The organism is Marinactinospora endophytica (genome assembly GCF_054780875.1).
Map to the genome: position 1 here is coordinate 11941 of NZ_BAAGVM010000010.1, position 14230 is coordinate 26170.

Sequence of the window (14230 nt, forward strand, 5' to 3'; positions counted from 1 at the left end):
GAGGGGATCGGTCCCTCCTCGGAGCGCGACCTGGCACGCACGCCCGTCTCCCGGCCCGGCTTGGCCCGCCCCTTGGTCACGTTCCGCTAGGGAGAGCGCACCCAAGGTGCCCGCAGGAACTGGACGCTACAGCATCAGGGCAGGCCTTGACGCCGCTTCGTCGGATTCGGTACCAAGTAAGCGACTCAGGCCGGCATTCGTCCATATTCCGGTTCGTCTCACCGGAAAAGCTACCGAAACAGCAGTGGGCGGAGGACACCTCTCCCACGCCCACCCGCCGTCCGGGCGTCGCTCACCCCTTCTCTGCGTAGCCGGCGTGGTCGGCGACCGCGGCGCGGAGTCGGGTGAGCTGTTCGGCCACCCGCGCGGGCGCCGTGCCGCCCTTGCCCGAACGCGACTCCAGGGATCCGCGCACCGTCAGCACCTCCCGCACCGCCGGCGTCAGGTGGGGCGAGATCGCCGTGAAATCGGCGTCGGTGAGGTCGGGCAGGTCGATGCCCCGCTCCTCGCACAGGCGCACGCACGCTCCGGCGATCTCGTGCGCCTCGCGGAACGGGACCCTCGCGCGCACCAGCCACTCGGCGATGTCGGTGGCCAGGGAGAAGCCCTGCGGCGCCAGCTCCTCCATGCGCTCGCGGTGGAAGCGCAGCGTCGCCACCATGCCGGTGAACGCCGGGAGGAGGAGCTGGAGGGTGTCCACGGCGTCGAAGACCGGCTCCTTGTCCTCCTGGAGGTCGCGGTTGTAGGCGAGGGGCAGGCCCTTGAGCGTGGTCAGCAGACCGGCGAGGTCTCCGATGAGCCGTCCGGACTTGCCCCGGGCCAGCTCGGCGATGTCGGGGTTCTTCTTCTGCGGCATGATCGAGGAGCCGGTCGCGAAGGCGTCGTCGAGGGTGACGAAGGAGAACTCCTTGGTCGACCACAGGATGATCTCCTCGGCGAGCCTGGACAGGTCCACACCGATCATCGCGGTGACGAACCCGAACTCGGCGACGACGTCGCGGGAGGCGGTCCCGTCGATCGAGTTCTCCACCGACGCCGAGAAACCGAGGTCGGCGGCCACGGCCTCGGGGTCCAGCCCGAGGGAGGAGCCCGCCAGCGCGCCGGACCCGTAGGCGGAGACGTCGGCCCGGCGGTCCCAGTCGCGCAACCGCTCCACGTCGCGCACCAACGGCCAGGCGTGCGCCATCAGGTGGTGGGCCAGCAGCACCGGCTGGGCGTGCTGGAGGTGGGTCCGGCCCGGCATCGCGACGTCGATGTTGGCCTGCGCCTGGTCGGCCAGCGCCGTGACCAGGGCGAGGACCTCCTGGGCGATCAGCCGCGCCTGTTCGCGCAGGTACATCCGCACGAGCGTGGCGATCTGATCGTTGCGGGAACGTCCCGCGCGCAGCCGGCCGCCCAGTTCGGGACCGACGCGTTCGATGAACCCGCGCTCCAACGCGGTGTGCACGTCCTCGTCCTCCAGGACCGGGGTGAAGGCCCCGGAGACCACGTCGGCCTCCAGACGGTCCAGGCCGTCCAGCATCCCGGCGAGCTCGTCGTCGTCCAGCAGCCCGGCCGCGCGCAGGACGCGGGCGTGCGCGCGGGAGCCGGCGATGTCGTGCCGGGCGAGCCGCCAGTCGAAGTGGGTGCTCAGGGAGAGCCGGGCGAGCGCCTCGGAGGGGCCGCCGGCGAACCGGCCTCCCCACAGCCGGGTGACGGAGGTGTCGGGCTCGTCAGCCACGATGTGGTCCTTACGTGAATCGTTGGAAGAGACGGATGGGGTCGCGGTGGGGCGGGGCTCCCGCGCTCTCTCCGGGGGGCCGTGCCACGGCGGCGAAGGCCGCGGGTGGGAGCCCCAGGTCCGGCGCCGGGACGGGTCCCGTCCCGTGGCGGTCGGTGTCGCCGCCCCAGGACCGGTGGCCCGGTCGGGGCGGGCCTTGATCGTAGCCGTCCACACCGCGGCCGGACGGCTCCTCGCGCAGGTCCGGACCGCGTCCTGACGGCCGGGATCCCGCCGCCCGTCCCCGGGCGGCGTCACCGCCGGTTGGCCAGCCGCAGCAGCGCGGACGCCAGTTCCTCGCCCCCCTGGGGGTCCCGGGAGATCACCAGGATGGTGTCGTCTCCGGCGATGGTGCCCAGGATGGCGGGGATGTCGGTGTGGTCGATCGCCGAGGCCAGGTACTGCGCCGCCCCCGGAGGGGTGCGGACGATGACCATGTTGGCCGAGGACTCCGCCGATACCAGCAGGTCCTCGGCGAGACGGGTCAGACGCGAGTTGGACACGTGTCCCAGATCCAGGTTGTCGGGGCGCGCCCGCTGGAGGCGCTCACCGCCTTCCCCGGGCAGGACGTAGACCAGGCTTCCGTCGACGGTGCGCAGTTTGACCGCCCCCAGCTCGTCCAGGTCCCTCGACAAGGTGGCCTGGGTGACCTGGACACCGGACTCGGCCAGCAGCTTCGCCAGTTCGCTTTGGGAACGGACGTCGTTCTTCGTCAGCACCTCGGTGATCCGGGCGTGCCGCGCGGCCTTCGTCATGGGGGTGGGGGCACCGCCGACGTTCATCGTCGCCCGTCCTCTCGGATGGGGGAGGCGCCCGAACGCCTCTTCGGGATCACGGGAACACGGTCGGGCTCAGCCATCCTGTCCTCCCCCACCGGCCTCCTGGAGGATGGCCGGCAACGCTCGGACGAACCCCTCGACCTCGCCGGGGGTGATGGTCAGCGGAGGGGCGACGCGCACGATGTCGGGCGCGACCGCGTTGACCAGGAAACCGTGGCGGGCGGCGGCGCTTTGCACCTCGACGGCGGCCGGTTCGGCGAGCAGCAGCGCGCGCCACAGCCCCGTGCCGCGCACCCCGAGGAGCAGCGGATCCGCCACCTCCTCGACGCCCGCGGCCAGCAGTTCACCGGTGCGGGCGGCGTTGGTGAGCAGGTCCGCACGCTCGATCGTGTCCAGCACGGCGAGCGCGGCCGCGGCGGCGACCGGGTTACCGCCGAAGGTGGAGCCGTGGTCGCCCTTGGCGAACGCTTCACCGTAGCGGCCGAACCCGACACAGGCCCCGATGGGCAGCCCGCCGGCGAGTCCCTTGGCGAGGGTGAGCACATCGGGCAGCACACCGGCCGCCTGGTGGGCGAACCAGTGTCCGGTACGGCCGACGCCGCTTTGGATCTCGTCCAGGACGAAGGCCGCGCCGGTGGCGTCACAGACCTCGCGCACGTCGGCGAGGTAGCCCGCGGGCGGCGTGACGATGCCCGCCTCGCCCTGGGTGGGCTCGACGAAGACCGCGATGGTGGAGTCGTCGACCGCCTCGCGCAACGCGTCGCCGTCTCCGTAGGGGACGAAGCGCACGTCCATCCCGAACGGGCCGAAGGGGTCGCGGATGGCCGCCTTGCCGGTGATCGCGAGAGCGCCGGAGGTGCGACCGTGGAAGCTCGCGACCGTGGAGACGATGTGGTCGCGTCCGGGCCCGGCGGCCCGCTTGACCAGTTTCAGCGCCGCCTCGTTCGCCTCGGTGCCGGAGTTGGCGAAGAAGACCCGGGCCTGCGCGCCCAGCAGGCCGAGGAGACGCTCGGCCAGTTCGACCTCGCGTTCGTGCAGGAACAGGTTGCTGGTGTGCGCCAGTGTGGCGACCTGTTCGGTGACGGCCTTGACCAGGGCCGGGTGGCCGTGGCCGAGGGTGGAGACCGCGATCCCCGCGATGAGGTCGAGGTAGCGTCTGCCCTCGACGTCCCAGACGTGGTTGCCCTCGCCTCGGGCCAGCGCGATGGGCGGGGTGCCGTAGTTGGGCATCAGCGCGGCCTCGAAGCGCGCCTGAAGGGCGGTCGTGGCGCTCATGCGTCCTCTCCTGCGGTGGCGGCGACCGGTTCGTCCGACTCGGCGACGACCATGGTGCCGATCCCGTCGTTGGTGAACATCTCCAGCAGCATCGCGTTGGGCAGCCGCCCGTCCAGGACGTGGGCCTGGGGGACCCCGCCCCGCACCGCGCGCAGGCACGCCTCCATCTTGGGCACCATGCCCGAGGAGAGGTGGGGCAGCAGCTCCTCGAGCTCACCGGCCGTGAGCCGGCTGATGAGACGGGAGTTGGTCGGGTAGTCGGCGTAAAGCCCTTCGACGTCGGTGAGCATGATGAGCTTACTCGCGTCGAGACCGACGGCCAGCGCCGCGGCCGCGGTGTCGGCGTTGACGTTGTAGACGCCGTCGTCGGAGCGCGCGATGCTGGAGATGACGGGGATGCGCCCGTCGTCCAGCAGGGTGTTGACGGCGCCGGGCTGGACGTCGACGACCTCGCCGACCAGACCGATGTCCACGGGCTCGCCGTCGACGATGGCGGGCTTGCGTTCGGCGGTGAACAGGTGCGCGTCCTCACCGGACATCCCGACCGCGAACGGACCGTGGGCGTTGATCAGGCCGACGATCTCGCGGTTGACCTGGCCGACCAGCACCATCCGCACGATGTCCATCGTCTCGGGCGTGGTGACCCGCAGTCCGCCGGCGAAGGTGCTCTCCACCCCCAGCCGGTTCAGGTGCGCGTTGATCTGGGGTCCGCCCCCGTGCACGACCACCGGGCGCAGCCCCGCGTGCAGGAGGAACACGATGTTCTCGGCGAAGCCGGCGCGCAGCTCCGGCGAGGTCATGGCGTTGCCGCCGTACTTGACCACGACGGTGTGGCCGTGGAAGCGGGTGAGCCAGGGAAGCGCCTCGAGGAGGACGTTGGCCTTGTCCAGGGCCTGCTGGTGGACGCGGGAGATCATGTCGTGTAGGCCGAGTTCTCGTGGACGTATTCGACGGTCAGGTCCGTGGTCCACACGGTGGCCGCCGAGCTTCCGGCGGACAGGTCGACCGTGACGGTGACGTCGCGTGGCTTGAGGTCGACCTTGGCCCGGTCGTCGCCGACGGCGCCGCCCCGGCAGATCCAGACGCCGTTGATGGCGACGTTGAGCTGGTCGGGTTCGAAGGCGGCGTCGGTGGTGCCGACGGCGGCGAGCACCCGCCCCCAGTTGGGGTCCTCACCGTAGATCGCGCACTTGAACAGGTTGTTGCGGGCGATCGCGCGGGCGACCGTGACCGCGTCGTCCTCGCTCGCCGCGCCCACGACCTCGATGGCGATGGACTTGGAGGCGCCTTCGGCGTCGGCGATGAGCTGGCGGGCCAGATCGTCGCAGACCTCGGTGAGCAACCGGGCGAACTCCGCCTCGTCGGGGACGACCCCGGACGCGGCGTTGGCCAGCAGCAGGACGGTGTCGTTGGTGGACAGGCAGCCGTCAGAGTCGATCCGGTCGAAGGTGACCGAGGTGGCCCGGCGCAGGAGCCGGTCACACTGCTCGGCGGTGAGGTCCGCGTCGGTGGTGATGACCGACAGCATGGTGGCCAGCGATGGCGCGAGCATGCCCGCCCCCTTGGCCATACCGCCGATGGTGTACCCCTCGCCCCGTTTGAAGGCGATCTTGGCGACGGTGTCGGTCGTGCGGATCGCGTCGGCCGCGGCCAGGCCACCGTCACGGGCCGCCTCGGCGATGACCGCGTCGACACCGGCGAGGAGTTCGGGCATCGGCAGCCGCTCGCCGATCAGACCGGTGGAGCACACCGCGATCTCGGCGGCGGAGTCGTCCAGGGCCGCGGCGGCGCGCTCGGCCGTGGCGTGGGTGTCCTGGAACCCCGGGGCGCCCGTGCAGGCGTTGGCGTTGCCCGCGTTGAGGACCACGGCGCGCACCCGGCCGCCTTTGAGGACCTGCTCGGACCACAGGACCGGCGCGGCCTTGACCCGGTTGCGGGTGAAGACGCCGGCTGCGGCTCGCGAGGGTCCGTCGTTGATGACGACGGCGACGTCGCGGTTGCCGCTGGGTTTGAGACCCGCGGCGACGCCGGCCGCCCGGAAACCACGGGGGGCGGTAACGCTCAAGGTGCGACTCCTGTCAGGGGAAGTCCGGTGGTTTCGGGAAGCCCGAGGGCGATGTTGGCGCTTTGGATCGCACCGCCCGCGGTGCCCTTGGTGAGGTTGTCGATGGCGGCGACGGCGATCAGCCTGCCGGCGTGTTCGTCAACGGTGACCTGGACGAGCGCGGTGTTGGCCCCCAGGGTCATCGCGGTGGTCGGCCATGTCCCCTCGGGCAGCAGGTGCACGAAGGGTTCGGCGGAGAAGCGGCGTTCGTAGGCCGCGCGCACGTCCTGCGCCGTGGCCCCCTCGGTGAGGGGCGCCGAGCAGGTGGCCAGGATGCCGCGCGGCATGGGCACCAGCATCGGCGTGAAGGACACCGTCACGGGGGCGCCCGCGACAGCGGAGAGGTTCTGGGTGAACTCGGGGGTGTGCCGGTGGGTGCCGCCGACACCGTAGACGCTCACCGCCCCCATGACCTCGCTGGCGGTCAGGTGGGGTTTGAGGGCCTTGCCGGCACCGGAGGTGCCGGTGGCGGCGACCACCACGACCTCGGGGCGGACCAGTCCTTCGGCGAGGGCCGGGAACATGGCGAGGGTGCCGGAGGTGGGGAAGCATCCGGGGACCGCGATGCGCTTGGTGGAGGCGAGCCTCTCACGCGCACCGGGGAGTTCGGGGAGCCCGTAGGGCCAGGTGCCCGCGTGCTCGGAACCGTAGTAGGCGGTCCAGGCGTCGGGGTCGGCGAGCCGGTGGTCGGCGCCGCAGTCGACGACGAGGGTGCTGTCACCGAGTTCGGCGGCGACGGCCGCGGAATGTCCGTGCGGCAACGCCAGGAAGACGATGTCGTGCCCGGCGAGCTCGGCGATGGCGGTCTCGGCGAGCACCCGGTCGGCGAGGGGACGCAGGTGCGGGTGGTGGTCCCCCAGGCGGGTCCCCGCGTTCCCGCCCGCTGTCAACGTCCCGATCGCGATGTCGGGGTGGCCGAGCAGCAGGCGCAGGAGCTCACCTCCGACATAACCACTGGCCCCCGCGATAGCGGCCGTATACCCCATCCCGCTCTCCTCGTCTCGGCGACGACTTTCCTGCACCATCATGCACTCGACTGCAAAGTTATGCAAGAGAGGGAGAGGACAACCCCGCGTGACCGGGACCACGCGGGGCGCCGAGGGCGCTCCGGCGTCACCGCCCGGCGATGCGCCCGGCGATCCCGGCGAGTCTGGAGGTCCGGGACCCCCGGTCGGCCTCGCGCCGGTCGGCGGAGCGGTAGAGGCCGTAGATGACCTGGGTGCCCACCCAGCGCAGAGGCTCGGGCTCCCAGCCACGCACCCGTCGTCCCACCCAGGGCAGGCGGGCCAGCTCCCCGTCCCGGCCCAGCACGAGGTCGCACAGTGTCCGCCCGGCCAGGTTGGAGGTGGTGACCCCGCTGCCCACATATCCGCCGGCCCAGCCGAGCCCCTCCTCACGGTTCAGGCTCACCGTCGGGCACCAGTCCCGGGGCACGCCCAGCACACCGGACCAGGCGTGGGCGACCGGCACCTCGCGCACCTCGGGGAACAGCCGGGTCAACGCGCGCCACAGTTCCGCGATCGTCTGCGGCGGGGTCGCGCCGTTGGAATCGTGCCCCGACCCGAAACGGTAGGGGATCCCCCGGCCCCCGATCGCGATGCGGTCGTCGGCGGTGCGCTGGGCGTAGATGTAAGTGTGGGCGCTGTCACCGAGCAGCTCGCGGCGCTCCCAGCCGATCCGTTCCCAGATGTCGGCCCCGATGGGCTCCGTGGCGATCATCGAACTGTTCATCGGCAGCCATTGGCGGCGTTGACCGCTCAGCGAGGCGGTGAACCCCTCCGTCGCCCGGATCACGTACTCGGCGCGGACCTCCTCCCCCGTCTCGGTGACGGCGGCGGCCGGACGCCCCTCTTCCCTCGGCCGGATCTCGGTCACCGGGGTGTCCTCGAAGATGTCGACGCCGAGTCCCTCGACCACCGAGGCCAGGCCGAGGACGAGCTTGGCGGGCTGGATGCGCGCGGCGTGCGGACTGTAGGCCGCGGCGACCGTGTCGGCCACGCGCAACGCGGGTTCGCGGTCGTCCTCGAGCAGGTAGATGTCCTCGGGCCAGTAGCCCCACTCCTGGAGGTGGCGCACCTCCTCCTCCAGGCGCTCGCGCTGGGCCTGGTTGGTGGCGACCAGACGCATGCCGTCCTTGACGATGTCGGCGTCGATCCCCTCCGCCTCGGCGACCGCGATGACCTCGTCGACCGCGGCCATCATGGCGCGTTGCAGGGCGATCATCGCCCCCTTGCCGTGCGTCTGGGCGTAGCGCTCCCGCGATCCGGCGAACTCCGCGGAGAGCCATCCGCCGTTACGTCCCGAGGCCCCGAAACCCGCGAACTCCCGCTCCAGGATCGCGACCCGCAACTCGGGCCGCGCCTTCTTCAGGTAGTAGGCCGTCCACAGGCCGGTGTAACCACCGCCGACGATGCAGACGTCGTAGTCGGCGCTTCCGGGAAGCGCGGGACGGCGTTCGGGCAGCCCGGTCTCCCGGTACCAGAAGGAGACACCGCCATTACGGAACTCCGCGGAACGGGGAATCGCGCGCATCTCGGCCGCGCTGGCGATGAGTTTCATGTCGTCTTCCCCTGGACTCCTGTGTGCTGGCATGACGACACGGATCCACGGCGCCGCAGAAGGGGCGCAACGGGCCGGTCGCCGACAGCGTACCTGTGCGGCCTTTGCGGAGGTATGCACGGTTCGACATCAGCCTGGGCGCCCTGCTCCCCTCGAAGGGGGGGAGGACAGGACACCCGGATCATGGGATGGCCGAGGTTTCACTCGGGCGCGGTCACGTAGTTCGTTCCCGCGCGTGGTCACGCAGCGTCCGAGCGTGGTCGGCGAGATCGCGCAGCGCGCCCTTCCCCAAGGGCTGCAACACGTGCAGCCGCAACAGCTCGACGTGTCTGCGCCGCGCCTGCTCGGCCAGCTCCAGCCCCTCGGGGGTGAGCACCGCATAGGTGACCCTCCGGTCCGAGGGACAGGACTGGCGCGCGAGGTAGCCGTTGCGTTCGAGCCGATCGGCGAGCTTGGTGAAACCACCACTGCTGAGACTGACCTCGCGGGCCAGCCGGCTCATCGGCAGTCGATGCTGCGGGGAACGCTGCAGTCTGAGCAGGACCTCAAACCATGGTCCCGACATGTCGTGGCCACAGGGATCGATACCGCGCAGCAGCAGCGGCCCCAGCGTGGTGAGGGCCTCGTGCAGCAGCCCCCACGCGGTGATCAGTTCGTCGTCGTCGATACACCCGCCGGCCCCTTCGCCGACGGGAGACTCCGTGTTCGTCTCCGTCGTCGTTTCCGTCTCCGTACTCATCGCCCCTCCCCGGCCACCTCAGCGTGGCCGCGGGATACATCCTATCTAGAAATATCTTTCCAGGAAGGGAACGGGTGGGGCCGCCCCACAGCGCCGGCCCCACCCGTCGTGGTTCACCCTCGCAGTACGGCTCCGACACGCTCGGCGGCCACGGCCACCGCGGCGTCACGCGCCGCCGTGGCCTCCTCGGCCGTCAGCGTCCGGTCCCCGGCCCGGAAACGCAACGAGTAGGCCAGCGACTTGCGCCCCTCGCCCACCTGCTCACCGGTGTAGACATCGAACAGGCGCACGTCCTCGAGAAGCTCCCCGGCGCCCTCGCGCAGCGCGGCCTCGACCTCGCCCGCCGGCACCGACGTCTCGACGACCAGCGCCACGTCCTGGGTGGCCACCGGATAGGTGGACACCTCCGGAGCCCGCACCGCCTCGCGCGCGCGCTCGACGGGATCGAGGTCGACCTCCATCGCGGCGGTGCGCGCGGGCAGCCCGTAGGCCTTGGTCACCCGCGGGTGGAGTTCGCCGGCGTGGCCGACCAGGACCTCACCGCCGTCCACGGTCACATACAGCTCGGCGCAGCGCCCCGGATGCCAGGGGGCGTACCGACCGGGCCGGACGGTGATCTCGACCCCGGCGGCACGTCCCACCTCGCGCGCGGCCTCGATCGCGTCGGCCCACGTGGCCGCCCGCCCCTGCCCCCACCAGCCGGCGGGTTCCCGGTCGCCGGCCAGCACCGCGGCCACCCGGCGCGGCTGGTGAGGGATGGCCGCTTCCAGCTCGGCGAGCTCCTCGGCCGTGGGCGCGCGGTCGACCCCGGGCAGCGGCGCGGCGGGCATCCCCTCCTTCGGCAGGTAGACCAGACCCATCTCGAACAGGGCGACGTCGGGGAACCCGCGTCCGACGTTGCGGACCAGCGTCTTGAGCAGGCCCGGCAGCAACGTGGTCCGCAGGAACGGTTCGTCGTCGTTGAGGGGGTTGGCCAGGCGGAGCGCGTCGCGGCGCGCGTCATCGGCCTCGACCTGGAGACCGTCGAGGTCACGCTCCCCCACGAAGGGGTAGGAGAGCACCTCGGTGAACCCGGCACCGGCCAGGGCACGCCCGACGGCGCGGCGCAGCCGCTGCCCCGGGCTGAGCCCTCGCCCCACCGGCGCGCGCGGCGGGATCGAGGGGATGTTCTCGTAGCCCTCGTAGCGGATGACCTCTTCCGCGAGGTCGTTGGGGTCGGTGAGGTCGGGACGCCACGACGGCGGGGACACCCGCAGCGTGTCCCCCTCTTCGACGACCTCACAACCGATCTGACGCAACCGTCGGGCCGCGGTGCCCTCGGGGTAGTCGACCCCCGCGATGCGCGCCGCGTGCCGCTCGGCGATGACGATGGGGGCCGGCCCCGGCACCTTCGGGTCGACACTGGTCAGCCCGCCCGGCCGACCGCCTCCCAGCCTGGTCAGCAACTCCACCGCCCGGGCCGACGCCCGCAACGGCAGCTCCCGGTCGACACCGCGTTCGAACCGCCGGGACGCCTCGGAGTGCAGGTTGTGCCGCCGTGCCATCCGCGCGACGTTCGGCGCCGAGAAGTGCGCGGCCTCGATCACCAGCTCGGTGGAGGCGTCGTCGATCTCGCTGTCGAGCCCGCCCATGGTCCCGGCCAGCGAAATGGGACCGCTCGCGTCGCTGATGACGATGTCATCGGGGTCGAGGTCGCGAACGACGTGGTCGAGCGTCTCCAGGCGCTCCCCCGCCTCGGCCCGGCGCACCACGATCCCCCCCGACAGCTTGGTGCGGTCGAAGGCGTGGAGGGGCTGGCCCAGCTCCCACATGACGTAGTTGGTGACGTCGACGGCCAGCGACACCGGCCGCATCCCGGCCAGCGCCAGGCGGCGCTTCATCCACATGGGGGTGGGCGCGTCGGAGTCGAAGCCGCTGACCTCGCGCAGCACGAACCGGTCGCAGGCGTCGATGTCGGCGATCTCGGCGGGGTAGCCCTCGCCGTTCTCCTCGATCGGCTCGGCCTCGGCGGGGTCGCGGAAGTCGACCTCGTAGAGCGCGGCGGCCTCACGGGCCACACCGCGCAGGGACAGGGCGTAACCCCGATCGGGGGTGACCGCGATGTCGAGGACGTCCTCGCGCAGCCCGAGCAGTTCGAAGGCGTCGGTACCGGGCTCGGCCGTCCCCTCGGGCAGCACGATGATGCCCGCGTGGTCCTCCCACAGGTTCAGCTCGGAGGCCGAGCAGATCATGCCCTCCGACATCCTGCCGTAGGTCTTGCGGGCGCCGATCTTGAAACCGCCGGGCAGCTCGGCCCCCGGCAGGGAGACGACCACCAGGTCGCCCTCCGAGAAGTTACGGGCACCACAGATGATGTTCTGCGGCTCACCGGACCCGTTGGCCGCGCCGACGTCGACCCGGCAGTGGCGGATCGGTTTCTTGAAACCGGTGAGCTCCTCGATCTCGAGCACCCGGCCCACCACGATGGGCCCCGAGATGTCGGCGCCGACCTCCTCGACGGTCTCGACCTCCAGACCGGCCGCGATCAGCTTCGCGGCGAGTTCACGGGCCGTCACCTCAGTGGGCAGGTCGACGTACTCCCGCAGCCAGGAAACGGGGACGCGCATCAGATCTCCATCCCGAACGCCGAGGTGAACCGCACGTCCCCCTCGACCATGTCGTGCATGTCGCGGACTCCGTGGGCGAACATGAGCGTCCGCTCCACCCCCAGACCGAACGCCCAGCCGCTGTAGCGTTCGGTGTCGACCCCGGCCGCGGTCAGCACCCGCGGATTGACGACGCCGCAGCCGCCGATCTCGATCCACCCCTCGGAGCTGCAGGTGCGGCAGGGCGCGTCGGGGTTGCCGACCGAAGCGCCCCGGCAGACGAAGCACTGCATGTCCACCTCTCCCGAAGGCTCGGTGAACGGGAAGTAGGAGGGGCGGAACCGGGTGGTCAGTCCCTCACCGAACATCCGGGAGACGAACGCGTCGATCGCGCCGCGCAGATGCGCCAGCGTGACGCCCTCGTCCACCACCAGCCCTTCGAGCTGGTGGAAGACCGGGGTGTGGGTCGCGTCGAGCTCGTCGGTGCGGAAGGTCGTGCCCGGGGCGACGACGTAGACCGGCAGCTCGCGGGTCAGCAGCGCCCGGACCTGCACCGGGGAGGTGTGCGTGCGCAGCACCAGCCCCGAGGGCCGTCCCCCCGCCCCCTCGACGAAGAAGGTGTCCTGCATGGTGCGTGCCGGGTGGTCGGGCTGGAAGTTCAGGGCGTCGAAGTTGTACCACTCGGCCTCGACCTCGGGCCCTTCGGCCACCTCGAAGCCCATTCCGACGAAGATGTCGGTCATGCGCTCGGCGATCGTCGTGAGCGGGTGGCGGGCCCCGCGGGACACCCGGTCCCACGGCAGCGTGACGTCGACGGCCTCCTCGACGAGGACGCGCGCGTCACGCTCCTCCTCCAACTCGGCCTGGCGACGTTTGAGCGCCTCGGAGACGTCGCGCCGGGCGCCGCCGACGCGCTTGCCCGCGTCGGCCTTGGCCGCCGGCGGCAGCGCGCCGATCTCACGGTTGGCCAGCGCCAGCGGAGCGCGGTCGCCGGCGTGCGCGAGGCGGACCTCCTTGAGCTCCTCCAGGCTGGACGCCCCGGCGATGGCGGCCAGCGCCTCCTCGCGCATGCGGGCGACCTCGTCCGGGTGCAACGAGGTCACCTCGACGGGATCATAGGAATTATTGGGTGCAGACATGATTGGTTGCCTCGCCGCCCGCGCCGTGGGCGGGGCGGCCGTCACGGCCCGCCGAACGGCGGACTCAAGCCGACAAGGAAGCTGGGACCGCCCGCCGTGGTCCCGGGCTCAGACGAACTCGGGGGTGCCGGCGGGCACGGTAAATCGGAACTCGGCGCCGCCACTGGGCGCCCTGCCGACCGTGATCGTGCCGCCGTGGGCCTCGACCAGGCCCTTGACGATGAACAGCCCCAGGCCGGTGCCGCCGCGGCGCTTGGTACGCCAGAACTGACGGAAGACGCGCGGAATGACCTCGGGCGGTATGCCCTCGCCCTCGTCGCGCACCGACACCGCTGCTCCTCCCTCATGGGGCTCGATCACAATGGTGACAGTACCAGCGCCGTGCCGCACGCCGTTTTCCACCAGGTTCGCCATGATCTGCTGGACCTTGTCGGCGTCCAACCACAGCTCCGGCAGTGTTCCGTGCACCTCAAGGCGGAAACGTTCCTCGGGGTCCCCCGCTGCGACGCGGCCCGCGACGGCCCTGCGGGCGAGTTCGGGGAGGTCGACCACTTGGCGTCGCAGTTCCAGGCGACCCGACTCGATCCGGGAGACGTCGAGCAGTTCGCTGATGAGCCGGGTGACACGGTCGGCGTCGGCGTTGACCGTCTCCAGCATGAAACGCTTCTGCTTCTCGGTGAGGCGGTCCCATTTGGCCAGCAGCGTGGCGGTGAACCCCTTGACGCTGGTCAGGGGCGAACGCAGCTCGTGGGCGACGGTGGAGACGAGGTCGGCCCGGCTGCGCTCGGACCGGGCGCGGTGCGCGGCGTCACGCAAGGTGACCACCAGGCCGGACAGTTCGCCGCGCGGGCAGTCCCTGAGGTAACGGGCGGCGACCAGGAGCTCGCGGCCGTCGGCGAGCATGAGCAGCCGTTCGGGTTGCCGGGTGCGGGTGCGCAACCCCCCGTAGGGGTCGGTGCACTTCCACCAGTCGCGTCCCTGATGGTCGTGCAGCGGCAGGACGTCGCGGAAGTCGCGGCCCAGCGCGGAGGGGGCGGGAACTCCGACGAGGCGGGCGGCCCGCCGGTTGAAGGTCACCACTCGGCCGTCGCGGCCGGCCACGAGGACCCCGTCGGGCAGGTCCTCGGCCGAGAGCATCCCATCGTGCCGACCGAGCGTATGCGCCGACTGGTCGCCGCCCACGACCGCCTCCCAAGCCATATGTGAACTTCCGTGTCAGCGGGAGAAAGCGAAGCCCCCACCGCCGGCACCGGCCGACAGCTCTCCGGGGATCCCTACCCGCTGCCCACCT

Annotated in this window: 11 protein-coding genes; all 11 read right to left on the reverse strand. The window is 71.5% G+C overall.

The window, feature by feature from the left end:
• Positions 1 to 292: 292 nt before the first annotated feature.
• Positions 293 to 1720, reverse strand: a complete 1428-nt coding sequence (gene argH / locus ACYVHU_RS18345; protein ID WP_078762854.1) for an argininosuccinate lyase — start codon at positions 1718 to 1720, stop codon at positions 293 to 295.
• 293 nt (positions 1721 to 2013) lie between these two features.
• Positions 2014 to 2541 carry an arginine repressor gene (locus tag ACYVHU_RS18350; RefSeq protein WP_078762855.1) on the reverse strand — a complete coding sequence of 176 codons (528 nt, stop codon included), beginning with the start codon at positions 2539 to 2541 and terminating at the stop codon, positions 2014 to 2016.
• Between the two features lie 69 nt (positions 2542 to 2610).
• A complete protein-coding gene (locus ACYVHU_RS18355) occupies positions 2611 to 3813 on the reverse strand; it encodes an acetylornithine transaminase (RefSeq protein ID WP_078762856.1) in 1203 nt (400 codons plus the stop codon).
• A complete protein-coding gene (argB, locus tag ACYVHU_RS18360; RefSeq protein ID WP_078762857.1) occupies positions 3810 to 4730 on the reverse strand; it encodes an acetylglutamate kinase in 921 nt (306 codons plus the stop codon). Before argB ends, ACYVHU_RS18355 begins: the two co-directional genes overlap by 4 nt.
• On the reverse strand, positions 4727 to 5878 hold the full coding sequence (gene argJ, locus ACYVHU_RS18365) for a bifunctional glutamate N-acetyltransferase/amino-acid acetyltransferase ArgJ (protein WP_078762858.1): 1152 nt from the start codon (positions 5876 to 5878) through the stop codon (positions 4727 to 4729). The genes argB and argJ overlap by 4 nt, the downstream gene beginning before the upstream one ends.
• Positions 5875 to 6903 (reverse strand): N-acetyl-gamma-glutamyl-phosphate reductase, encoded by a 1029-nt coding sequence (gene argC / locus ACYVHU_RS18370; RefSeq protein ID WP_078762859.1) that lies wholly within the window; start codon positions 6901 to 6903, stop codon positions 5875 to 5877. Before argC ends, argJ begins: the two co-directional genes overlap by 4 nt.
• Positions 6904 to 7030: 127 nt before the next feature.
• Positions 7031 to 8476 carry an NAD(P)/FAD-dependent oxidoreductase gene (locus ACYVHU_RS18375; protein WP_078762860.1) on the reverse strand — a complete coding sequence of 482 codons (1446 nt, stop codon included), beginning with the start codon at positions 8474 to 8476 and terminating at the stop codon, positions 7031 to 7033.
• Between the two features lie 214 nt (positions 8477 to 8690).
• Positions 8691 to 9215, reverse strand: coding sequence for a MarR family winged helix-turn-helix transcriptional regulator (locus ACYVHU_RS18380; RefSeq protein WP_078762861.1), 525 nt, complete (start codon positions 9213 to 9215; stop codon positions 8691 to 8693).
• Positions 9216 to 9328: 113 nt separating this feature from the next.
• On the reverse strand, positions 9329 to 11821 hold the full coding sequence (gene pheT, locus ACYVHU_RS18385) for a phenylalanine--tRNA ligase subunit beta (protein WP_078762862.1): 2493 nt from the start codon (positions 11819 to 11821) through the stop codon (positions 9329 to 9331).
• Entirely contained in the window at positions 11821 to 12939 is a 1119-nt protein-coding gene (gene pheS, locus ACYVHU_RS18390; protein WP_078762863.1) for a phenylalanine--tRNA ligase subunit alpha, read from the reverse strand. Before pheS ends, pheT begins: the two co-directional genes overlap by 1 nt.
• Positions 12940 to 13047: 108 nt before the next feature.
• Positions 13048 to 14076 carry a sensor histidine kinase gene (locus tag ACYVHU_RS18395; RefSeq protein WP_235001094.1) on the reverse strand — a complete coding sequence of 343 codons (1029 nt, stop codon included), beginning with the start codon at positions 14074 to 14076 and terminating at the stop codon, positions 13048 to 13050.
• Between the last annotated feature and the right edge of the window lie 154 nt (positions 14077 to 14230).

Excerpts from the sequence above, each read along its gene's own strand:
- ACYVHU_RS18350 (WP_078762855.1), bottom strand. The coding sequence starts at position 2,541 with ATGAACGTCGGCGGTGCCCCCACCCCCATGACGAAGGCCGCGCGGCAC.
- ACYVHU_RS18355 (WP_078762856.1), bottom strand. The coding sequence starts at position 3,813 with ATGAGCGCCACGACCGCCCTTCAGGCGCGCTTCGAGGCCGCGCTGATG.
- argB (WP_078762857.1), bottom strand. The coding sequence starts at position 4,730 with ATGATCTCCCGCGTCCACCAGCAGGCCCTGGACAAGGCCAACGTCCTC.
- argC (WP_078762859.1), bottom strand. The coding sequence starts at position 6,903 with ATGGGGTATACGGCCGCTATCGCGGGGGCCAGTGGTTATGTCGGAGGT.
- ACYVHU_RS18375 (WP_078762860.1), bottom strand. The coding sequence starts at position 8,476 with ATGAAACTCATCGCCAGCGCGGCCGAGATGCGCGCGATTCCCCGTTCC.
- ACYVHU_RS18380 (WP_078762861.1), bottom strand. The coding sequence starts at position 9,215 with ATGAGTACGGAGACGGAAACGACGACGGAGACGAACACGGAGTCTCCC.
- pheT (WP_078762862.1), bottom strand. The coding sequence starts at position 11,821 with ATGCGCGTCCCCGTTTCCTGGCTGCGGGAGTACGTCGACCTGCCCACT.
- pheS (WP_078762863.1), bottom strand. The coding sequence starts at position 12,939 with ATGTCTGCACCCAATAATTCCTATGATCCCGTCGAGGTGACCTCGTTG.
- ACYVHU_RS18395 (WP_235001094.1), bottom strand. The coding sequence starts at position 14,076 with ATGCTCTCGGCCGAGGACCTGCCCGACGGGGTCCTCGTGGCCGGCCGC.